The 21,190-nt window shown below is 66.3% G+C and carries 18 protein-coding genes; 9 read left to right on the top strand and 9 right to left on the bottom strand.

Going from position 1 to position 21,190, the window contains the following annotated elements:
* The first annotated feature begins 3 nt into the window (after positions 1-3).
* From HGB51_RS13940 to HGB51_RS13930, 3 genes are read left to right on the top strand one after another with little or no spacing between them, the layout of a single operon-like run.
* Positions 4-885 (top strand): CorC family transporter, encoded by an 882-nt coding sequence (locus HGB51_RS13940; protein ID WP_070206924.1) that lies wholly within the window; start codon positions 4-6, stop codon positions 883-885.
* Positions 886-908: 23 nt separating this feature from the next.
* Entirely contained in the window at positions 909-2,102 is a 1,194-nt protein-coding gene (locus HGB51_RS13935) for a lipoprotein N-acyltransferase Lnb domain-containing protein (RefSeq protein WP_070206957.1), read from the top strand.
* A gap of 15 nt (positions 2,103-2,117) precedes the next feature.
* Positions 2,118-3,107 carry a magnesium and cobalt transport protein CorA gene (locus HGB51_RS13930; RefSeq protein WP_425505386.1) on the top strand — a complete coding sequence of 330 codons (990 nt, stop codon included), beginning with the start codon at positions 2,118-2,120 and terminating at the stop codon, positions 3,105-3,107.
* 58 nt (positions 3,108-3,165) lie between these two features.
* Here the strand turns inward: HGB51_RS13930 and HGB51_RS13925 are convergent, their stop codons facing one another.
* The 6 genes from HGB51_RS13925 to HGB51_RS13900 form a co-directional block, all read right to left on the bottom strand.
* Positions 3,166-4,530, bottom strand: a complete 1,365-nt coding sequence (locus HGB51_RS13925) for an NAD-dependent succinate-semialdehyde dehydrogenase (protein WP_070206922.1) — start codon at positions 4,528-4,530, stop codon at positions 3,166-3,168.
* A 108-nt stretch (positions 4,531-4,638) separates the two neighbouring features.
* A complete protein-coding gene (locus HGB51_RS13920; protein WP_070206921.1) occupies positions 4,639-5,484 on the bottom strand; it encodes an ABC transporter permease subunit in 846 nt (281 codons plus the stop codon).
* Entirely contained in the window at positions 5,481-6,392 is a 912-nt protein-coding gene (locus HGB51_RS13915) for an ABC transporter permease subunit (protein WP_070206920.1), read from the bottom strand. The genes HGB51_RS13920 and HGB51_RS13915 overlap by 4 nt, the downstream gene beginning before the upstream one ends.
* Positions 6,389-7,522, bottom strand: a complete 1,134-nt coding sequence (locus HGB51_RS13910) for an ABC transporter ATP-binding protein (protein WP_070206956.1) — start codon at positions 7,520-7,522, stop codon at positions 6,389-6,391. Before HGB51_RS13910 ends, HGB51_RS13915 begins: the two co-directional genes overlap by 4 nt.
* A 204-nt stretch (positions 7,523-7,726) precedes the next feature.
* Entirely contained in the window at positions 7,727-8,614 is an 888-nt protein-coding gene (locus HGB51_RS13905; protein ID WP_084738859.1) for a DMT family transporter, read from the bottom strand.
* 24 nt (positions 8,615-8,638) lie between these two features.
* Entirely contained in the window at positions 8,639-9,625 is a 987-nt protein-coding gene (locus HGB51_RS13900) for an aspartyl/asparaginyl beta-hydroxylase domain-containing protein (protein ID WP_171966864.1), read from the bottom strand.
* Positions 9,626-10,080: 455 nt separating this feature from the next.
* Here HGB51_RS13900 and HGB51_RS13895 point away from each other — a divergent pair, with 455 nt between their 5' ends.
* Complete coding sequence (locus tag HGB51_RS13895; RefSeq protein ID WP_070206919.1) at positions 10,081-11,442, top strand: NAD(P)-binding domain-containing protein; 1,362 nt, start codon at positions 10,081-10,083, stop codon at positions 11,440-11,442.
* Here HGB51_RS13895 and HGB51_RS13890 read toward each other — a convergent pair.
* On the bottom strand, positions 11,426-12,529 hold the full coding sequence (locus tag HGB51_RS13890) for a polyamine ABC transporter substrate-binding protein (protein ID WP_070206918.1): 1,104 nt from the start codon (positions 12,527-12,529) through the stop codon (positions 11,426-11,428). The genes HGB51_RS13895 and HGB51_RS13890 overlap by 17 nt on opposite strands.
* Before the next feature lie 133 nt (positions 12,530-12,662).
* Positions 12,663-14,114, bottom strand: a complete 1,452-nt coding sequence (locus tag HGB51_RS13885) for a glutamine synthetase family protein (RefSeq protein ID WP_084738857.1) — start codon at positions 14,112-14,114, stop codon at positions 12,663-12,665.
* Positions 14,115-14,227: 113 nt separating this feature from the next.
* Here HGB51_RS13885 and HGB51_RS13880 point away from each other — a divergent pair, with 113 nt between their 5' ends.
* The 3 genes from HGB51_RS13880 (at position 14,228) to HGB51_RS13870 (ending at position 17,519) form a co-directional block, all read left to right on the top strand.
* Positions 14,228-15,514 carry an NAD(P)/FAD-dependent oxidoreductase gene (locus tag HGB51_RS13880; RefSeq protein WP_070206917.1) on the top strand — a complete coding sequence of 429 codons (1,287 nt, stop codon included), beginning with the start codon at positions 14,228-14,230 and terminating at the stop codon, positions 15,512-15,514.
* Between the two features lie 134 nt (positions 15,515-15,648).
* On the top strand, positions 15,649-16,989 hold the full coding sequence (locus HGB51_RS13875) for a diguanylate cyclase (protein ID WP_070206916.1): 1,341 nt from the start codon (positions 15,649-15,651) through the stop codon (positions 16,987-16,989).
* A gap of 68 nt (positions 16,990-17,057) precedes the next feature.
* Entirely contained in the window at positions 17,058-17,519 is a 462-nt protein-coding gene (locus tag HGB51_RS13870; protein WP_070206915.1) for a bacteriohemerythrin, read from the top strand.
* On the opposite strand, the gene HGB51_RS13865 is transcribed toward HGB51_RS13870, so the two are convergent.
* On the bottom strand, positions 17,500-18,798 hold the full coding sequence (locus HGB51_RS13865) for an MFS transporter (RefSeq protein WP_070206914.1): 1,299 nt from the start codon (positions 18,796-18,798) through the stop codon (positions 17,500-17,502). The genes HGB51_RS13870 and HGB51_RS13865 overlap by 20 nt on opposite strands.
* 134 nt (positions 18,799-18,932) lie before the next feature.
* Here HGB51_RS13865 and aptA point away from each other — a divergent pair, with 134 nt between their 5' ends.
* Both aptA and HGB51_RS13855 read left to right on the top strand, forming a co-directional pair.
* Positions 18,933-20,258 (top strand): omega-aminotransferase AptA, encoded by a 1,326-nt coding sequence (gene aptA / locus HGB51_RS13860; protein WP_070206913.1) that lies wholly within the window; start codon positions 18,933-18,935, stop codon positions 20,256-20,258.
* 36 nt (positions 20,259-20,294) lie between these two features.
* Complete coding sequence (locus HGB51_RS13855; protein ID WP_070206912.1) at positions 20,295-21,158, top strand: plasmid replication/partition related protein; 864 nt, start codon at positions 20,295-20,297, stop codon at positions 21,156-21,158.
* Positions 21,159-21,190 lie beyond the last annotated feature (32 nt).

The raw sequence follows: 21,190 nt of genomic DNA, 5'->3' as shown, positions 1-21,190 counted from the left end.
GAGATGTCTGAAGACGACAGTAGTAGCTCCCTCTCGGAGCAAAATGAAAAGAAGCGCAGCTGGCTGGAACGCCTGACCTCTGCCTTCTCCGGCGAACCCCACACCCGCGACGAGCTGGTGGCGGTCCTGCACACCGCGCACGACGACGGCCTGATTGCCGCCGACACCCTGCGGATGATGGAAGGTGCGATCTCGGTGGCCGAGCTCACCGTAGGCGACGTGATGATCTCGCGTTCGCAGATGGTCTCGCTGCCGGTGGAAGCCCCCTTCCTGGAACTGATGAAGCAGGTGGTCGAATCCGGCCATTCGCGCTTCCCGGTGCACGGCGACAACAAGGACGACATCCTGGGCGTGCTGCTGGCCAAGGACCTGCTGCGCGGCGTGGTCGCCGACAACGGGCCGGCCAACGTGCGCGAGCTGCTGCGCCCGGCGGTGCTGATCCCCGAGGCCAAGAAGCTCAACGTGCTGCTCAAGGAATTCCGCCTGTCGCGCAACCACATGGCGATCGTGGTCGACGAGTACGGCGGCGTTGCCGGACTGGTCACCATCGAGGACGTGCTGGAGCAGATCGTCGGCGAGATCGACGACGAGCACGACGAGGCCGAGGACCACACCGCGCAGATCGCGATCCAGGCCGACGGCCAGTACGTGGTCGACGCGCTGACCCCGATCGAGGACTTCAACGAGCGCTTCGGCGCCGGGTTCTCCGACGACGACTACGACACCATCGGTGGCCTGGTCACCGAGGCGATCGGGCACCTGCCCGAAACCGGCGATGAGCTCACCCTGGACCGCTTCGTGTTCCGGGTGGCCCGTGCCGACGCGCGCCGCGTGCAGGCGTTCCACGTGACCGTGCTGCCGCCCGACATCTCCATCGAGGATTGACCCACGCCATGCGGCCCCTGCTGATGCGGTGGCCGTTGTGCCGCCTGTTGTTCCTGCTGGTCCTGGCCAGCCTGTCGTCGATTGCGGTGGCCGAAACGCCACCGCCGCGGATCGGCATCGTCACCATGCAGCCCGGCTCGATCTTCTTCGAGCGCTTCGGGCATGACGCCATCGTGGTGGTCGACCCGGTCACGGGTGAGGCCACTTCGTACAACTTCGGCTACTTCGATCCCAGCGAACCGGATTTCATCAGCCGCTTCATCCGCGGCGACATGATGTATTACCTGGTTGCGCTACCGCTGGAGCAGGACCTGTCCTACTACCAGGAGAGCGGTCGCGGCGCCAACCTGCAGTGGCTGGACCTCAGCCCCGAGCAGGCCCGCACCCTCGCCGCTTCGCTCGCCGAGCGCGCGAAGCCTGAAAACGCGCGCTATCGCTACGACTACTACACCGCCAACTGCGCCACCATGGTCCGCGATGCGATCGACGGTGCGCTCGGCGGCGGACTGCATTCGCAGCTGTCCGGACGCTCGCGCGGCAACACCTACCGCAGCGAATCGGTGCGGCTGGCCTCGCCGGCGCCGTGGATGTGGCTGGGCTTCGACATCGGCCTGGGCCCGTTCGCCGACCAGCCGCTGTCGCGCTGGCAGGAAGCGTTCGTGCCGATGCGCCTGGCCGCGGCCCTGCGCGAAGTGCGCAACAGCGAAGGCCGCCCGCTGGTGCAGTCCGAACAGGAACTGCTGCCGCATCGGATCGCACCGGAGCCGGCCGAATTCGCGCGCCGCTGGTGGCCCTGGCTGCTGTGCGGGCTGGTGCTGGCCGCCGGGGTGGTCGCGCTGCGTCGCCGGCCGCGCCTGCTCGGCGGGCTGGCCCTGCCGCTGTGGCTGTTCTGCGGCATTGCCGGCGCGCTGCTGACGTTCCTGTGGGGCTTCAGCGCGCACCATGCAGCCTGGGCCAACCGCAACCTGCTGCAGCTGTCGCCGCTGTGCCTGCTGCTGCTGCCGGGCGCGGTCACCCTGCTGCGCGGGCGCACCCCGCGCGCGTGGTTCCGGGTGCTGCTGTGGGCGGTGGCCGCGCTGTCCGCGCTCGGGCTGGTGCTGCACTGGCTGACCCTGCAGCCGCAGATCAACCTGCAGTGGATCGTGCTGATGCTGCCGGTTCATGTGGCGCTGGCGTGGGTGCTGGGCCGTCGTGACCTGGCTGTCACGGGTCGCTGACGCAGGATGTCGTCCATGGAAAGCACTGCCAACCCGACCTGCGTCATCAACTGCGTGCACTACGACGACCAGGGCAAGCGTCACGACATCGCACTGGATGACATCAGCGATGTGATCGCCAGCAACAACGGATTCGTCTGGGTCGGCCTGTACGACCCGGGCGATTCGGTGCTGCTCAAGCTGCAGGAGGAATTCTGCCTGCACGACCTGGCCATCGACGATGCGCGCAACGCGCACCAGCGCCCGAAGGTGGAGGCCTACGGCAATACGCTGTTCGTGGTGGTCACCACCGCGCAGCGGGTGCACGACCGCATCGAGTATGGCGAAACCCATGCCTTCCTCGGCCCCCGCTTCCTGGTCACGGTGCGCCATGGCGCATCGTTGTCGTATGCGCCGGTGCGGGCCCGGGTCGAGCGCGAACCGCAGCTGCTGACCATGGGGGCCTCGTACTGCCTGTATGGCGTGCTGGATTTCGTGGTCGACAACTACCTGCCGATCACCACCGATTTCCGCGACACGCTGGATTCGCTGGAAAAGGACATCTTCGCCGACAGCTACCAGCGCAGCACCGTGGTGCGCCTGTATGAGCTCAAGCGCGAACTGAACAAGATGCGGATGGCAGTGGCGCCGCTGCAGGACGTGCTGGCGCAGCTGCGCCGCTACCCCGGCGAGCTGATCCCCGACGAAGTGAAGCTTTATATCCGTGATGTGCACGACCATGCGGTGCGGATCAGCGATGTGATCGATACCCTGCGCGAGATGCTGGGCACGGCGCTCAACGTGAACCTGTCGCTGGTGACACTGGCGCAGGGCGAGACGGTGAAGCGGTTGGGTGCGTGGGCGGCGCTGCTGGCCGCGCCTACGCTGATCACCAGCTGGTACGGGATGAACTTCGCGCACATGCCGGAGCTGGACAAGTCGTGGGCATATCCGGCGATGATCGTGGGGGTTGGCGCGGTGTGTGTCGGGTTGTATTGGTTGTTCAAGCGCGCGAAATGGTTGTAGACCGCCTGGGCCGGCCAACGGCCGGCGCTACCGATGAAGGGTTGATCCGACGCGGACGTTACGCCACGTAAACCGTCTTGATGTTCATGAACTCATGGATGCCATGGTCGGCCAGCTCGCGACCGAACCCTGAGCGCTTGCTGCCACCAAATGGCAGCCGCACGTCGCTCTTCACGATGGCATTGACGAACGCGGCGCCGCACTCCAGGCGCTTGGCGATCCCTTCGCCGCGCACTGCATCCCCACTCCACACGCTTCCACCAAGCCCGAACGTGGTGTCATTGGCCACCCGCAATGCATCGGCGTCATCGCGCACGCGCAGGATCGCCGCCACCGGCCCGAACAGCTCTTCCTCATACGCCGGCATGCCCGGCACCACGTTGTCGAGGATGGTGGCGGGATAACCCGCGTGCGTGCCGGCTACTGGCTCGCCACCGAGCAACACCGTGGCGCCGGCCGCAACGCTGGCCTGTACCTGCTTGTGCAGTTCCTCGCGCAGGTCGGCACGCGCCATCGGAGCCAGCGTGGTCTTCTCGTCCTGCGGGTCGCCGTACACGCGCGCCGCCGCCGCAGCGACGAACTTCTCCACGAACGCATCGGCGATCGCGTCGACCACGATGAAACGCTTGGCCGCGATGCAGGTCTGCCCGCTGTTGTCGAAGCGCGACTTCACCGCCGCGGCCACGGTCTTGTCCAGGTCGGCGTCGTCCAGCACCACGAAGGCGTCGCTGCCGCCCAGTTCCATCACGCACTTCTTGAGCTGGTCGCCGGCATTGGCCGCGATCGAGCGCCCTGCCCGCTCGCTGCCGGTCAGGGTGACCGCCTTGACCCGCTTGTCGCGCAGCACCTCGGCGGCCTGGTCGTTGTCGATGTGCAGCACGTCGAACACGCCTTCGGGCAGGCCACCGTCGCGGCACACTGCCAGGATCAGGTCGGCGCACTGCGGCACGTTGCTGGCGTGCTTGAGCAGGGCCACGTTGCCGGCCATGAACGCCGGGGCCAGGAAGCGGAACACCTGCCAGATCGGGAAGTTCCACGGCATCACCGCGAACACGCAGCCGATCGGCTCGTAGCGCACGTAGCTGCGCTGCGCCTCGGTATCGATCAGCTGCGGCTTGAGGTAGTCGGCGGCATGGTCGGCGTAGTACTCGCAGGCCTGCGCGCACTTCTCCACCTCGGCCAGCGCCTCGCCCTTGAGCTTGCCCATCTCGGTGGTCATCGCCTGCTGGATATCGTCCCTGCGCGCGCGCAGCTGGGCGGCGATGCCGCGCAGGATCGCGCCGCGCGCCTGCAGGGTGTTCGCGGCCCAGTTCGGGAAGGCCCCGGCGGCCGCAGCCAGGCGCTGTTCGACCTCGGCGGCCTTCAGCAGTTCATGGCGGTAGGTCACCAGGCCAGTGGCGGGGTTGACGATTTCGACGGTCATCGCGGTGCTCCGAAAGACAGGGCGCCAGTGTGCGCCTGCCTTTGTGAGCCGGATGTTGCTGGAATTGGCGAAGACCGTCCTGCGGGCGCGACACAGCGTCGCGGCAGGTCAACCCGGGTCCTGCAGCGCCATCTGCATGTCGCGCTGGCGGCGCTTCTCGCTGCGCGAGGTGATGAACCAGCCCACCACCGCCGCCACCGACACCGCCAGCACCATCAGCGTGGCCAGCGCGTTGATTTCCGGCTTGATGCCCATGCGCACCGAGGCGAACACCTTCATCGGCAGGGTGGTCGAGTTCGGCCCGGCCACGAAGCTTGCGATCACCACGTCATCCAGCGACAGGGTAAACGCCAGCAGCCAGCCCGCCACCAGCGCCGGTGCGATGATCGGCAGGGTGATCTGGAAGAACACCTTCAGCCGGCTGGCGCCCAGGTCCATCGCCGCCTCTTCCAGCGACCGGTCCAGCTCCTGCAGGCGCGAGGACACCACCACGGTCACGAACGAGAGGGTGAAGGTCACGTGCGCGATCCAGATGCTGCCGACCCCGCGGCTCGGGAAGCCGGGAATGCCGCCCATCGCCACCAGCAGCGTCATCAGCGAGAAGCCCAGGATCACTTCGGGCATCACCAGCGGCGCGGTGATCAGCGCCCCGAACACGGTCTTGCCGGGGAAGCGCTTGAAGCGGGTCATCACCATGGCGGCCATGGTGCCCAGCACCGTGGCCGCGCTGGCGGTCCAGAACGCCACCTTCAGGCTGATCCACAGCGCATCGAGGATCTGCCGGTTGTTGAACAGCTCGCCGTACCAGCGCGTGGAGAAGCCGGACCACACCGTGGCCAGCTTGGAGGCGTTGAACGAATAGATCATCAACAGCAGGATCGGCAGGTACAGGAAGGCAAAGCCCAGCCCGAGGACCGTCCAGCCCAGCCAGCGGCTGCGGCGCACCATGCTCATGTCAGCTTCCCTTCCAGCTCACGCTGCTGCACCCGGTTGAACAGCAGGATCGGCACCAGCAGCAGGGCCAGCATCACGATCGCCACCGCCGAAGCAGTCGGCCAGTCGCGGTTGTTGAAGAATTCGCCCCACAGTACGCGGCCGATCATCAGCGTGTCCGGGCCGCCGAGCATTTCCGGAATCACGAATTCGCCCACCGCCGGAATCATCACCAGCATGCAGCCGGCGATGATGCCGGTGCGCGACAGCGGCAGGGTGATGCGCAGGAACGCCTGCCACGGCTTGGCGCCGAGGTCGTAGGCCGCCTCCAGCAGGCGGTTGTCCAGCTTGACCAGGTTGGCATACAGCGGCAGCACCATGAACGGCAGGTAGCAGTAGACGATGCCGATGTAGGCGGCGGTGGGCGTGTACAGGATCTGCAGCGGCGCATCGATCAGCCCGATCTTCAGCAGCAGCTGGTTGAGCAGGCCGTTGCGGTCGAGGATGCCGATCCACGCGTATACGCGGATCAGGAACGAGGTCCACGACGGCAGCACCACCAGCATCATCGCCACGTTGCGCGCGGCCGGCGACATCCGCGAAATCACGTATGCCATCGGGTAGCCGATCAGCAGCGTGAACAGCGTGGCGATCACCGCGATCTTGATCGAGCTGAGGTAGGCCAGCGCGTACTGGCTGTCCTTCACCAATGCCGCGTAATTGCCCAGGTGCAGCTTGAGCGAGAACGCACCGTCCACGTACTCCAGCAGCCAGGTGTACGGCGGCGAGCCGACCTGGGTGCGGGCGAACGAGATCATCAGGATGATCACGAACGGCACCGCGAAGAACAGCAGCAGCCACAGGTAGGGCGCGGCGATCACGCCGCTGCGCGTACCGGGGAGCCAGCGCTTCCAGCCGGTGGCGTTCATGCGGTGAGCACCACGCCGTCGTTGTCGCGCCAGTGCACCCAGACGCTGTCGCCCCAGGTCAGGCCGTCGCTGGCCCAGCGCTGCGAGTTGGCGAAGTTGGACAGCACCTTGGCGCCGCTGGGCAGGCGCACGTGGTAGACCGAGTGGCTGCCGAAGTAGGCGATCTCTTCGATCACGCCCTGCGCCTTGTTGGTGTCGCCGGCCGGTTCGTCCTTGCCGATCATCACCTTCTCGGGGCGCAGCGCGAACGCCACCTCCTGCCCTTCATAGCAGGTAATGCCATGCGCGACGTAGATCGGCGCCGGGAACAGCGGGGTGCGCACGGTCACGTATTCGGGCAGGTCTTCGTCGATCAACCCTTCGAACAGGTTGACCGAGCCGATGAAGCCGGCCACGAAGCGGTTGGCCGGCTGCTCATAGATCTCGTCCGGCTTGCCCACCTGCTGGATCCAGCCGGCGTCCATGACCGCGATGCGGGTGGCCATGGTCATCGCTTCTTCCTGGTCGTGGGTGACCATCACGCAGGTCACGCCCGAGGTTTCGATGATGTTGACCAGCTCCAGCTGCATCTGCGAGCGCAGCTTCTTGTCCAGCGCGCCCATCGGCTCGTCCAACAGCAGCAGCTTGGGCCCCTTGGCCAGCGACCGTGCCAGCGCCACGCGCTGCTGCTGGCCGCCGGACAGCTGGTGCGGTTTGCGCTTGGCCAGCTTCTGCAGCTGCACCAGCTCCAGCATTTCGCCGACCCGGCGCTGGATGGCGTCGCGGGCCAGCCCGTCCTGCTTCAGGCCGAAGGCGATGTTCTGCTCCACGGTCATGTGCGGGAACAGCGCATAGGACTGGAACATCATGTTGATCGGCCGCTGGTACGGCGGCAGCGCGTCGATGCGCTGGCCGTCCAGCTGGATGCTGCCGGCGGTGGGGGTTTCGAAGCCGCCCAGGCAGCGCAGCAGGGTCGACTTGCCGCTGCCCGACCCGCCCAGCAGGGCGAAGATCTCGCCCTTGCGCACGTCCAGGTTGACGTCGTCGACCGCGACGAAGCCGTCGAATTCCTTGCGCAGCGCGCGGATGGACAGATAGCCCGGCTCCAGGACCGGGACGACCTCACCTTCCGGCTTGGCTTCAAATGGCATGGGCAGCGGCTCCGGGAGCGGCATCAGGTGGGGGAATGGCCCATTTTAGCGACCGTTGGCGACAGCTGCGATACCGGATCGGGGCAACGAGCACCTACCCTGCCCCTCCCGGCCCCCTTGCCAGACCCTAGCCGGTCACCCGCTGACCCTGTGTGAACGTCCCGGACGCAGGCGCACCGCCCAGCGAGCCGGTGGCCGTCCGGGTCAGCCCCCTGACGTCCGCTTGACCGAGCTCGCTCCTGTTTGATGCTTGCGATAGAGAATGATCGAGGTCACTACAACAAGAGCGCCCACCACTGTCATCAAGGACACGCTCTGGCCGAACATCAAGTAGTCAAATGCAAGCGCCACGGCGGGTACCAGGTAGAACAATGATCCGACCTTGCCCGCAGAATCATGCTTGAGCATGTAGAGCAGAAGCAGTGTTGCGCCTGTGGAAACCACGACGATCATCCACGAGGCAGCCAGCACGAATTTCGCCCCCGGCGCCCAAAGAGCATCGGTGAACAGCATCACAACCAGAAAAACCACAGCTGCAACCAGGCTTTGGTGAAAGGAGGACGCCAGCGGGTGTACGGTAACGCGCTGCTGGAGGACCGAACCTGCGCTTATCGAAGCGACGGACAGGACACCGAACGCTGCACCTGCAAGGCCCAGCCCGCCAATCTCACGTGTTCCTGCAACTGAAACGGCCAGGCCCATGAATCCGCAAACCAGAAGCAGATACCCCTTGACGCCAGCATGCTCGCGGCCGATCAGCGAAGCAAGAATGGGCTGAAGCCCAAGAATGATGGCCAACAAGCCCGGAGACATTCCCTCGCTGATGGCAAGAAAGAAGGCGCCTTGATACGCGACCTGCAGAAGAATACCAGCCGCCAACAGCTTCCCTAGAACCGCGGCAGGGTATCCGAACAGTCGGGCAGCAATCTGCCCCCTGAATGCAAAGATGCAGACTGCGGTGAGCACCAGGAAGGCCCCCCCTGCCCTGACCGCCAGGAAGGGCCAGACTGACACTTCTTCAAGTCCCAGCTTCACGAACACAGCGCCGCTGCCCCACATGATGAGGAACGCAAACGGCGCAAGCTTCAACATGACGTTCGACCTATCCACAGCAACTCACTGCGAATCGAGAGAGAATCGTTCATTCATGCCACGGGCCTCCAGGAGATACCTCTTCATCCCCCTGAGCCGCTCGGCAACATCGGCACTCGCAACTGGGGACGCCAACGCTGCCTTGATCAGCCAGTCATAGCAGGATTCAGTTGGGACGTTGAATCGAAAGTGGACCTTCGCAGCTTCAATAATCTGCTGTTTGATGGTGCCGGCATCAATGCCATGTGTGAAGGTATCAATCATCTCACTTAGAGTATTCGGCGGCAGGCTTGGCCTCAGCACGTGGATGTCGCGGGAGCTGCTCGAAACCTGCGCAGATGCAGCGAAGATCTCGTCCTCTGCGAACGCGCCATCGAAAGCGAAGTCGAGACAGATGAACATCCTGCTCTCGCTCGAGAAGTTCACGGCTGCATGGCTGACCGCTGCATCCAGGAACCAGACCTCCCCCGGCTTCATCTGGAACACTCCGGACTCATCCGAGTGATAGGCATCCAGGTTCAGTTCAATCGGAATGAAGACGCGGAAGTAGGAAACGTTGGGATCGAGCTCTACAAAGTCTCGATGCGGAATGACGAGACCTGAGATCAAATTCCTGGCACGAACCATCTTGACCAACGATAGATCAAAGTTGTCGGAGAGCATCTTGGCGATCGACGGACATCCACTCATGTACTCAGTGGGCTTCGCAACGTCGCAATTGCGGTACTGCGTGTCATCAGTTCGCCCGGACCCGTTATAGAGCGATAGGTTCTTCCAGTACCCGAAAGCGAATTCGTCGTATTCCTCCGGACTTTTCTCAACGGAGTTCAGAAACGCTACGTCCGTACTGAAGTCGTACGAATCCAAGTTGATCTTGCCAATGATGCGTGAGGTCATATCTTTGATCCTGTAACGTAGGTGGCGGCTCACTGCACGATCAAAAATTGACCAGAGCAGCGGGGCGATTTCTACCATGATCAACCTCACCTCAAAGATCGCAATTGCACTCATCCAATGCATTCGATCATTTCTGTGCAGCCGTTCCTGTTCGCAAGGAGATGCGGTTCGCAAATCCAGGGCACGACCCTCAGTCTCAGCACACGAACACATGACGCTAACCGCCTGGCGACTGGTCGTCTGTCAGACAACCCGAGGAATCTTTAGAGCGAGCAGGTCACGTCACTGGGAGGTCGACTTCTGCACCCTTCTTCAACATGTGGTTATACCCCCTTGACCTGCTGCCCCTACAGCGGCGGATGGAAGGGTCCAAAAACGTTGGAGAGAGTGACGCTTCCGATCACGGAACATGCGGGAAAACGCGGGATGTTGACCGGCGACACACCTGCGCGGCTTCGATCCGCAGAAGGGCTGGCGGCATCACATTCTGGTCCTCCACGCGTTGACCCGTTTCGCCAGCGACGACGACATTCCCCGGTCATCCAAGGATCGAACAGGGAGAACGACGCATGCTGCAGCACACCCGGTGGGCACCCGATGAAGCATTCAACATGGCCGATGACGACGGGGCCGTTCCGTGGGAGGTGGTGGTGATCGGGGCCGGCCAGTCCGGACTTGCGGTCAGCGCGACCCTGGTGCGTGCCGGCGTGCGCCACCTGGTGCTGGAAGCGGACACCGTGGGCTGCGCCTGGCGGCGGCGCTGGGACTCGTTCCAGACCAACACGCCCAATGCGACGACGGCGCTGCCCGGATATGTCTATACCGGAAACGACCCGGAGGGATTCGCCACCGGCGATGAAGTCGTCACGCTGCTGGGACGCTATGCCGGCGAGCAGGCGCTGCCGGTGATCGAGCAGTGCCCGGTGCGCCGGGTCACGCGCGATGCGGACGGGTACCGGATCGAGACGCGGAAGGGCCCGCTGCGGGCGCGGGCGGTGGTGGTGGCGACCGGCGAGTACCGGCGACCACAGTTGCCGCGGGTGCCGTTCGTGCCCTGCCCCGGCCTTTCGGTATTGCACTCGGGCGACTACCGGCATGCCGGACAGCTGCCCGAGGGCGGTGTGCTGGTGGTGGGCGGTGGGCAGTCCGGGGCGCAGATCGCCCAGGACCTGCGCGCGGCCGGGCGCAGCGTGTACTGGTCGATCGCCTCGCGGGCGATGAACCTGCGCCGCCTGCGCGGGCGGGACTCGCTGGACTGGTGGATCCAGTCGGGGCTGATCCACCGGCATGTAAGCCAACATCCGGCGGTGTTGGCCGGGGTGCCGGGGGCATTGCGCAGCGCGCGCAACGCCGAGTTTCCGCTGGTGTCGGGCAAGGGCGAACACGGCAAGGGCAGTTCGATCAGCCTGCTCTCGATGCATCGGCAGGGGGTGGTGCTGCTGGGTCGCCTGCAGGCACTGCAGGGCCAGGTGGCACGGTTCAACGATGTGCGGCCGCAGGTGCGCGACGCGATCGCGGCCACCCGGGTGGAGTATCAACGCCTCCATTCGGTGGCCGATGCGCATTTCGCCGGTGCGGTGGAAGCGCGCACCGATGATGCGCGCTACCTGCCCGAAGAGGTCTACCTGGACTGGGAACCAGAGCACGCGCGCGACGGGCTCGATCTTGAAGCGGAGGGCATCCGCTCGGTCCTGCTGGCGACGGGTTTCGCGCCGGACTGGTCGTGGCTGGAGCTGGACAACGTGTTCGACACCCGAGGCTACCCGCTGGGCGAGTACGGGGTGTCACCGCAACACGGTCTGTTCTTCGTCGGCCTGTACAACCTGCAGCGGGTCAGTTCCAGCTACCTGTGCAACGGCGGCCGCGACGCCGAAGCGTTGCTGCCGCACATCCAGGCCTGCCTGCAGAACGCGGTCAACGACCGGTCTTGACCTCGGTCCACAGCCGCGTGTACAGCTTGTCCACTTCCGGCGGGTTGATCGAGTAGGTGAACATCTTCGCGGCGACCTCGGCCGGCGGGTAGATGGTCGGGTCGTTGCGGATCGCCTCATCCACCAGCGGGGTGGCCGCGCTCACCGGGTTGGCGTAGTGGATAAAGTTGGTGTTGGCCGCCGCGACCTTCGGGTCGAGCAGGTAGTTGATGAAGGCGTAGGCCGCTTCCGGATGCTTGGCGTCCTTGGGAATGGCCAGCATGTCGAACCACTGCGGCGCGCCTTCCTTCGGGATCGAGTAGGCCACGGTCACGCCGTTGGCCGCCTCGGCCGCGCGGTCGCGGGCCTGGATGATGTCGCCCGACCAGCCCACCACCAGGCAGGTCCCGCCATTGGCCAGCGACCCGACGTACTGCGAAGAGTGGAAGTTCTGCACGTACGGCCGGATGCTCTTGAGCAGGTCGGCCGCCTTCTGGATCACCGCCGGATCATGGCTGTGCGGGTCTTCGCCCAGGTAATGCAGCGCGATTGGGATCATGTCGGCCGGGGTATCCAGGATCGTGATCCCGCAGTCCTTCATCTTCGCGATGTTTTCCGGCTTGAAGATCAGGTCCCAGCTGTTGGCGATCTCGGTGCTGCCGCCGAAACGCTCCTTGAGCATCTCCACGTTGTAGCCGATGCCGGTGGTGCCGATCATGTACGGCACGCCGTACTTGTTGTCCGGATCCTGCTGCGCGATGCGCTTCATCATCTCCGGGTCGAGATTGGCCAGGTTCGGGATCTTGCTCTTGTCCAGCGGCAGGAACACCCCGGCCTGGATCTGGCGGCCGAAGAAGTTCAGCGTCGGCACCACCACGTCGTAGCCGCTGCCACCGGCGAGCAGCTTGGTTTCCACCATCTCGTCGCTGTCGAACACGTCGTAGGTCACCTTGGTGCCGGTGGCGCTCTCGAAGTTCGGAATGGTGTCTTCAGCGATGTAGTCGCTGTAGTTGTAGACGTTCAGCACTTTGCTGTCGTCCTGTTTGGCGCCACCGCAGGCGCTGAGCAGGGTGACGGCCATGCCGAGGGTGAGGATACGCAGCTTCATCGGACTCTCCACAGGTCAGGAGCGAGGTGGGGGAACCGGCCAGACCGGCACGACGGTGCCAGCCTAACGGGCAACTGGCCATTTTCCCAGCACGGCGCCCGCCCGGCCATGCCTGATCGGGCGGCTCGGCCGCTTACACGTTCAGCAGCAGGAACTCGCGCTCCCAGGAGCTGATCACCCGGAAGAAGGTCTCATATTCCTTGCGCTTGACCGACACGTAGGCCCGGCAGAAGCGCTCGCCCAGCATCTCGCGCAGCTCCGGGCAGCCTTCCAGCCCGTCCAGCGCCTCGCCCAGCGAGCGCGGCAGCTCGTAGCCGAGCTCCTTGGCGCTGCCGCTGACCGGCGCGGTCGGCGAGCCCCGCTCGCGGATGCCCAGCAGGCCGGCGGCCAGGGTGGCGGCAATGGCCAGGTAGGGGTTGGCGTCGGAGCCGGCGAAGCGGCTTTCCACCCGCATGTTCTCCGGCGTGTCCATCGGCACCCGCAGGCCGCAGGTGCGGTTGTCGAAGCCCCAGTGCACGTTGCTCGGGGAAACTTCGCCGAACACCAGCCGCCGGTAGGAATTCACGTTCGGGGCGAAGAACGCCATCGCCGCCGGCACGTACTTCTGCAGCCCGGCCAGGTAATGCCCGAACAGCGGGCTGAACTCCTCGCCGCCGGTGTCGCCACTGAACACGTTGTGGCCGTCGCTGACCCGCACCAGGCTCTGGTGGATGTGCATGGCGCTGCCGGGCTCGGTTTCCATCGGCTTGGCCAGGAAGGTGGCGTACACCCCGTGCCGCATCGCCGACTCGCGCATGGTGCGCTTGAACAGGAACACCTGGTCGGCCAGGTCCATCGCATTGGCGTGGGTGAAGTTGACCTCCAGCTGCGCCGCACCGGATTCGTGGATGAGCGTGTCCACGTCCAGCTTCATCGCGTCGCAGTAGTCGTACATCAGGTCGAGGATCGGGTCGAATTCGTTGACCGCGTCGATCGAATACGACTGCCGCGCCGTTTCCGGGCGGCCCGAGCGACCGGCCGGCGGCAGCAGCGGGAAGTCCGGGTCGGTGTTTTTCTGGACCAGGAAGAATTCCAGCTCCGGTGCGACCACCGGGCGCAGGCCCAGCTCGGCATAGGCGTCCAGCACCCGGCGCAGCACGTTGCGCGGGGCCAGTTCGTGCGGCTCGCCGTGCTTGGTGTAGCAGTCGTGGATGATCTGCGCGGTGGGGTCGGTAGCCCACGGCACCATGCGCACGGTGTCCGGGTCCGGGCGCAGGATCATGTCCGAGTCCGACGGCGAGGTCAGCTCGTAGTAATCGTCGGGGTACTCGCCGGTCACCGTGGTGGCGAAAACCCCCTCGGGCAGGCGCGTGCCGTAGTCGTGCGAGAACTTGTCGGCCGGGATGATCTTGCCGCGCGCGTTGCCGGTGATGTCCGGCACCAGGCACTCCACCTCGGTGATGTGGCGTTCCTTGAGCCAGCGCAGCAGCACGCTCTCTTCGGCCACCGGCTTGGCCGCGGCCTTGCGGGGCGACGCCTTGCGCGAGGGCGCGGCGGCCTTGCGCGACGGGGACGTGGCTTTGCGCGAGCGGGTACGAGTGGTCATGCCGGGCACGTTACCCCTGCCCCCTGCGCGGGCGCAACCGAACGCGTCCCGGCGGTTGCTGGCATGCTGTGCTCCATGAGCGTTGTCCCCTCCCCTGCCCCCCGGTGCCCCCGATGAGCCAGGCCGGCCTGGCCCATGCGCCCAGCTGGTATGCGGAAAGCCTGCCCGCCGAGCCGCTGCGGGCGCCACTGCGGGGCGACCAGGCCACCGATGTCTGCGTGCTCGGCGCGGGCTACACCGGCTTGTCGGCCGCGCTCTCGCTGGCCGAGCGCGGCTACCGGGTGACGGTCCTGGAAGCCCACCGGGTCGGCTGGGGCGCGTCCGGTCGCAACGGCGGCCAGGCCATCGTCGGCTACGGCTGCGAGGTGGACACGCTGGAACACCTGGTCGGCCACCCCGACGCGCGCCGCCTGTTCGATTTCTCACGCGAGGGCATGGCCCTGCTGCGCCACCGCCTGCAGCGCTACGCCATCGCCTGCGACTGGCGCGACGGCCACGCCAGCGTGCCGATCAATGCGCGCCAGGAGCGTGGACTGCGCCAGGGCATGCAGGCGCTGGTGGAGCGCTACGACTATCCGCTGCAGTGGTGGGACCGGCAGCAGCTGCGCGGTCAGCTGGACAGCCCGCGCTACCGGGGCGCGATGTTCGATGCGGCCAGCGGCCACCTGCACCCGCTGGCGTATGCGCTGGGGCTGGCGCGCGCGGCCGAAAGCCTGGGCGTGGTCATCCATGAAGCCAGCCCGGTGCAGGCGCTGGTGCGCGGCGCCCGCCCGCAGCTGCGCACCGCGCACGGTACGGTGACTGCCAACCAGGTGGTGATTGCCGGCAATGCCTGGCTGCAGGGCATCGCGCCGGAGCTGGAAAGCCGGATCATGCCGGTGGGCACCTACATCGGCGCCAGCGCCCCGCTGGGCGAAGCGCGCGCCCGCGCGTTGATCCGCAACGACATGGCCGTGGCCGACGTGAGCTGGGCGCTGGACTACTTCAAGCTCAGCGCCGACCACCGCCTGCTGTTCGGCGGCCGCGCCAGCTACTCCGCGCTGCCGCCGCCCAACCTGCGCGGGGTCATGACCCGGCGCATGCACCAGGTGTTCCCGCAGCTGGCCGACGTAGGCATGGAGCAGGTCTGGGGCGGCTTCGTGGACATCACCCGCAACCGCGCCCCGCACTGGGGCCGACTGACCCCGAACGCGTACTTCGCACAGGGTTTCTCAGGTCATGGTGTCGCCGCCACCGGCCTCGCCGGCGACGTGATCGCCGAGGCAATTTCCGGCCAGAACGAACGCCTGGACGTATTCGAACGCATTCCGCACAAGCGCTTCCCGGGCGGAAAGCTGTTGCGCACCCCGCTGCTGGTGGCGGCGATGTCCTGGTACAAGCTGCGGGACGTAGTGGGGTGACCCCTGCAGGTTGAACATTGGCGCCGTTCACCCTCTCTACGACACCCACCTCACAGATCCGAAGATTGCCCCTAAAGTCCTGCGTGAAGGCGCCGCTATAACTTCCGACCCTCTCGGATTCGAGCGTACGCAACATGCCGGCACTGTTTCAGGGCGCTTTGGACAGCGCCCCCGGGGAAGACCTGCCTCAGCGGATTCTGCTGGTCGAGAACTCGCGCACGTTCACCAGCATGCTCAAGGAGGCCATCGAGCAGCGGCTGGAGCTGCCGGTTTCGGTGGCGACCAGCCTGGCCGAGGCCGGCCGCCTGCTGGACGAAGAGAAGGGCTGGTTCCTGGTGCTGACCGGGCTGGTGCTGGCCGACGGCGACCGCGACAAGGTGGTGGACTATTTCCTGTCGCGCGGGCTGCGCACGGTGGTGGTCAGCAGCGTGTACGACGAGGACCTGCGCAAGCGCGTGCTGCAGCAGCAGATCATCGATTACGTGCTGAAGAACACGCCGGGCAGCGTGGACTACCTGGTGTGGCTGGTGCAGCGGCTGGACCGCAACCGCCGGATCGCCGCGCTGGTGGTGGACGACTCGATGTCCGCACGGCTCTACGCGGCCTCCCTGCTGCGCATGTACGGCCACGAAGTCTACGAGGCCGCCGACGGTGCCGAGGGCCTCAAGGCCATCGAAGCGCACCCGGCGATCCGGCTGGCGGTGGTCGACCAGGAAATGCCGGGCATGGAGGGCGTGGAGTTCACCCGTCGCCTGCGCACCCTGCGCTCGCGCGACAAGGTCGCGGTGATCGGCATTTCCGGCAATACCGACCCCTCGCTGATCCCTCGCTTCCTCAAGAACGGGGCGAACGATTTCCTGCGTAAACCTTTCTCGCGCGAGGAATTCTTCTGCCGCGTCTCGCAGAACGTGGACCAGCTGGAGCTGATCGGCACCCTGCAAGACCTGGCCACACGCGACTTCCTCACCGGCCTGCCCAACCGCCGCTGCTTCCTGGAACAGAGCCAGCGGCAGCTGCCGCACCTGGAACTGAAGGGCGAACAGGTGGCCGTGGCGATGATCGATATCGACCATTTCAAGCACATCAACGACACCTACGGCCATGAAGCCGGCGACGACGCGCTGCGCGCGGTGGCCGCCACGGTGGCCGACCATGCGCGCGACCAGGACCTGATCGCGCGGTTCGGCGGCGAGGAGTTCTGCCTGCTGGTGCCGGGGCTGGAGGAAGACGAAGCCGTGGGGTATTTCGAGATCCTGCGCCAGCGCATCGCGGCGCTGGAGGTCAAGTTTGGCCCTACCACCCTGCGCATGACCGTGAGCATCGGGTTGTGCTGCCTGCGCCCGGCCGGCGACGCGCTGCATGGACTGATTTCCGAGGCCGACCGCCAGCTGTACCTGGCCAAGGCCGCTGGCCGCAACCGGGTCTGCAGCACGGGCGTGGCCACGGCGGCGCGCGAACCCGCACTGGCGCTTTGATCCAGATCAACGCACGGTTGCGCCGCCCTGCCTAGAGTCGTTCCCGGCATACAGCACGGGAACGCGGCATGGCACTTCTGGTCTGGCAGGACGACCTCAACATCGGCATCGACGTGATCGATCACCAGCACATGCGGATCGTGGAGATGCTCAACCACCTGCATGTGGCGCAGACCAGCCTGCACAAGCTGGCCGTGGCCGAGGTGATCGACGAACTGGTGGACTACACCATGTCGCACTTCGCTTTCGAAGAAGAGCTGATGGAAGAAGCCGGCTATCCGTTCTGCGCCGCGCACAAGCGCGTGCACGAGATTTTCGTCAAGCGCGTGGCCGAATACCGGCTGCGTTTCCAGGCCGGCGAAGACATTACCGACGAACTGCGCACCATGCTCTCGCGCTGGTTGTTCAACCACATCCGCGGCGACGACAAGGCCTACGCGGAAACGGTCAAGCAGCACCTCAACCAGTTCGCCCGCGACCACCAGCACGGCACCTGGCTGGGCCGCACGCTCAAGCGGATTTTCCGCTGACCCGTGTCGGTCGGCCCATGGCCAGCAGCGCCAGGATGGTCACCACTGCGGTCAGGCACAGGTAGTAGCCCACCGCGACCAGGCCGAATCGCCCGGCCAGCCAGGTGGCCACATACGGCGCCGGCGCCGCGCCGAGGATGCCGGCCAGGTTGAACGACAGCGAGGCGCCGGTATAGCGCACCTGCACCGGGTAGATCTCGGCCAGGAAAGTGCCACAGGGGCCGTAGGTCAGGCCCATCAGGAACAGGCCCAGCGACAGGAACGCGACCACCATCCACGGATGCCCGGCCTGGAACAGCGGGGCGAACAGCACGCCGAAGCCCAGGATCAGCCCGCTGGCCACGATCATGGTGCGGCGTGTGCCCCAGCGGTCGCCATACTTCGCCGAGATCGGAATGCCGGCGGCGAAGAACAGGATGCCGACCATCTGCAGCAGCAGGAACTGCTCGCGGCTGTAGCCAAGCACCGTGGTGCCATGGCCCAGGGTGAACACCGTCATCAGGTAGAACAGGACGAAGGTGGCGAACGCACCGAGCGTGCCCAGCAGCAACGTGCGCGGGTGGTGGCGCAGCACCGTCCACATCGGCAGGCGCACGCGTTCGTTGCGGTCCAGCGCGGCCTGGAACTGCGGGGTCTCATGGATGTTCAGGCGCACCCACAGGCCCACCGCGACCAGCAGCGAGCTGGCCAGGAACGGCACGCGCCAGCCCCACTGCAGGAAGTCGGCATCGCTCATGGCGCGGCCGAGCAGCAGGAAGATGCCGGCCGACAACAGGAAGCCCAGCGGCGCGCCCAGCTGCGGGAACATGCCGTACCAGGCGCGTTTGCCCGGCGGCGCGTTCTCGGTGGCCAGCAGCACTGCCCCGCCCCACTCGCCGCCCAGCCCCAGGCCCTGGCCGAACCGGCACAGCGCCAACAGCGCCGGCGCCACCAGCCCGATGCTGGCATGGGTAGGCAGCAGGCCGATCGCCACGGTGGACACGCCCATCGTCAGCAGCGCCGCCACCAGGGTGGCCTTGCGGCCGATCCGGTCGCCGTAGTGCCCGAACACCGCAGAACCCACCGGCCGGGCGATGAACGCCACCGCGAAGGTCGCCAGCGACTGCAGCAGGGCCGCGCCTTCGCTGCTGTCGGGGAAGAACAGGTGCGGGAACACCAGCACGGCCGCCGTGGCGTAGATGTAGAAATCGAAGAACTCGATGGTGGTGCCGATCAGGCTGGCCAGCAGCACACGGCGGGGCGAATTGACGGCAGGTGCGGCGGCAGCGGAAGTGGACATCGTTCACGGGCGAAAGGATCAGCTGCCCGATTCTGCCACGCGGATGCCACGCACCGGCGGCATGGTTGCAACCGTGACAGTTGCCTGCCCCGCGCTGCGCTACAGTGCGGTCATCCGGAACCGGGGGTCGTCTCATGCCACGCACCGAACCGTCGCACTCGCTGGACGCCTGGTGGATGCCGTTCACCGCCAACCGCCAGTTCAAGGCCGCACCGCGCCTGCTGGTGCGCGCCGAGGGCATGTACTACCACGATGCGGACGACCGGCCGATCCTGGACGGTGCCGCCGGGCTGTGGTGCTGCAACGCCGGGCATGCGCGTCCGCGCATCGTGCAGGCGATCCAGCAGCAGGCCGCCACGCTGGATTTCGCCCCGCCGTTCCAGATGGGCTCGCCGCTGCCGTTCGTGCTGGCCGAACGCCTGGCCGCGCTGGCGCCGGGGCCGCTGAACCATGCGTTCTTCACCAATTCCGGCTCCGAAGCAGTGGATACGGCGATGAAGATCGTGCTGGGCTACCACCGCCTGCGCGGCGAGGGCCAGCGGACCCGCTTCATCGGCCGCGAGAAGGCGTACCACGGGGTCGGTTTCGGCGGCCTGTCGATTGGCGGCCTGCCGAACAACCGCAAGGGCTTCGGCCCGCTGCTGGCCGGCAGCGACTTCCTGCGCCACACCCTGGATCTGTCGCGCAATGCGTTCAGCCCAGGCCTGCCGCGTCACGGCGCCGAACTGGCCGAAGACCTGGAGCGCCTGATCGCGCTGCACGACGCCTCGACCATTGCCGCCGTGTTCGTCGAACCCATCGCGGGGTCGGCCGGGGTGATCCTGCCGGCGCCGGGCTACCTGCAGCGCCTGCGCGAAATCTGCGACCAGCACGGCATCCTGCTGGTGTTCGACGAGGTCATCACCGGCTTCGGCCGGGTCGGCAACGCCTTTGCCGCGCAGCGCTTCGGGGTCACCCCGGACCTGCTGACGATGGCCAAGGGACTGACCAACGGCGCGGTGCCGATGGGCGCGGTACTGGTCTCCGACGCCATCCACGATGCCTGGATGCAGGGGCCGCCGGGCGCGATCGAGCTGTTCCATGGCTACACCTATTCCGGCCACCCGCTGGCCTGCGCGGCGGCGTTGGCGGCCCTGGACACCTATGCAGCGGAGGGCCTGTTCGAGCGCGCCATCGAGCTGGGCGAGTACTGGCAGGCCCGGCTGCACAGCCTGCGCGGGCTGCCGAACGTGGTGGACATCCGCAACTTCGGGCTGATCGGCGCGGTCGAACTGGCGCCCCGCAAGGGTGCGCCGGGCAGCCGCGGCTACGAGGTGTTCGAGCGCTGCTTCTGCGACGGCCAGCTGCTGGTGCGCTGCACCGGTGACGTGATCGCCCTGTCGCCGCCGTTGATCATCGAGCGCGACCAGATCGACCGGATCGTGGACGTGCTCGGCGAGATGATCCGCGCCACCGGTTGATAGAATGGTGGGTCATTACCCGCCGCCCCGGATTGCATGGACATCGTCGTCAAAGAAGAACTCAAGGCCTACATCGATCCGCTCACCGCCGACGAGCACGAGGCCCTGGAGCGGAGCATCCTGGCCGAGGGCTGCCGCGACGCGCTGGTGCTGTGGAACGACGTGCTGGTGGACGGGCACAACCGCTTCGGCATCTGCCAGAAGCACGGCCTGCCGTTCCAGACGGTGCAGAACACCCGCTTCCAGTCGATGGACGACGTGCACCTGTGGATGATCGAGCAGCACCTGGGCCGGCGCAGCGTTTCCGACTTCCAGCGCGGGGTGCTGGCGCTGCGCAAGCGCGACATCCTGGCCGAGCGCCACCGCGCCGACCAGGCCCAGCTGCAGCGCGAAAGCGACGGCGAGATCGCCGACGCCACCCCGGAAGGCGATGAAGACAGCCCGCCGTGGGCGCCGGCACCGAAGGTCAGCCGTGCCGACATAGCGCGCGAAGCGCGGCTGAGCAGCAGCCAGGTCACGATGATCGAACGCATCCACAAGCAGGCGGCGCCGGAGCTGGTGGAGGCCGTCAAGAGCGGGGTGATCTCGATCAGCGCCGCGGCAGCGGTGTCCGACCTGCCGGAAGACGAACAGCGCGCGGCGGCGGTGGCCGGCAAGGACGAGTTGAAGCAGGCCGCCAAGCGCGTGCGCGAAGCCAAGCGCAAGCCGCGCAAACCGGTGCAGGAGGTGCTGCACAGCGCCGACGGCGAGCTGGAGGTGGATGCCAGCCGGGAAGCCGAGATCGCCGACGCGCTGGCTTCGCTGGGTGAAGGCCCGGCAGAGCTGCGCCAGCGTGTCATCGCGCTGACGCTCGAGAACGACGCGCTGAAGCGCCAGTTGGCCGCGCTGCGCGCGGGGTGATGCGCTTCGTGTCGGCCCCGTCAACCGGCGAT

The sequence above is a fragment of the Stenotrophomonas bentonitica genome, assembly GCF_013185915.1.
In the GTDB taxonomy this organism is placed as follows: domain Bacteria; phylum Pseudomonadota; class Gammaproteobacteria; order Xanthomonadales; family Xanthomonadaceae; genus Stenotrophomonas; species Stenotrophomonas bentonitica.
The sequence above is the reverse complement of the archived record's forward strand: the minus strand, read 5'-3'. Positions and strand labels throughout refer to the sequence as shown.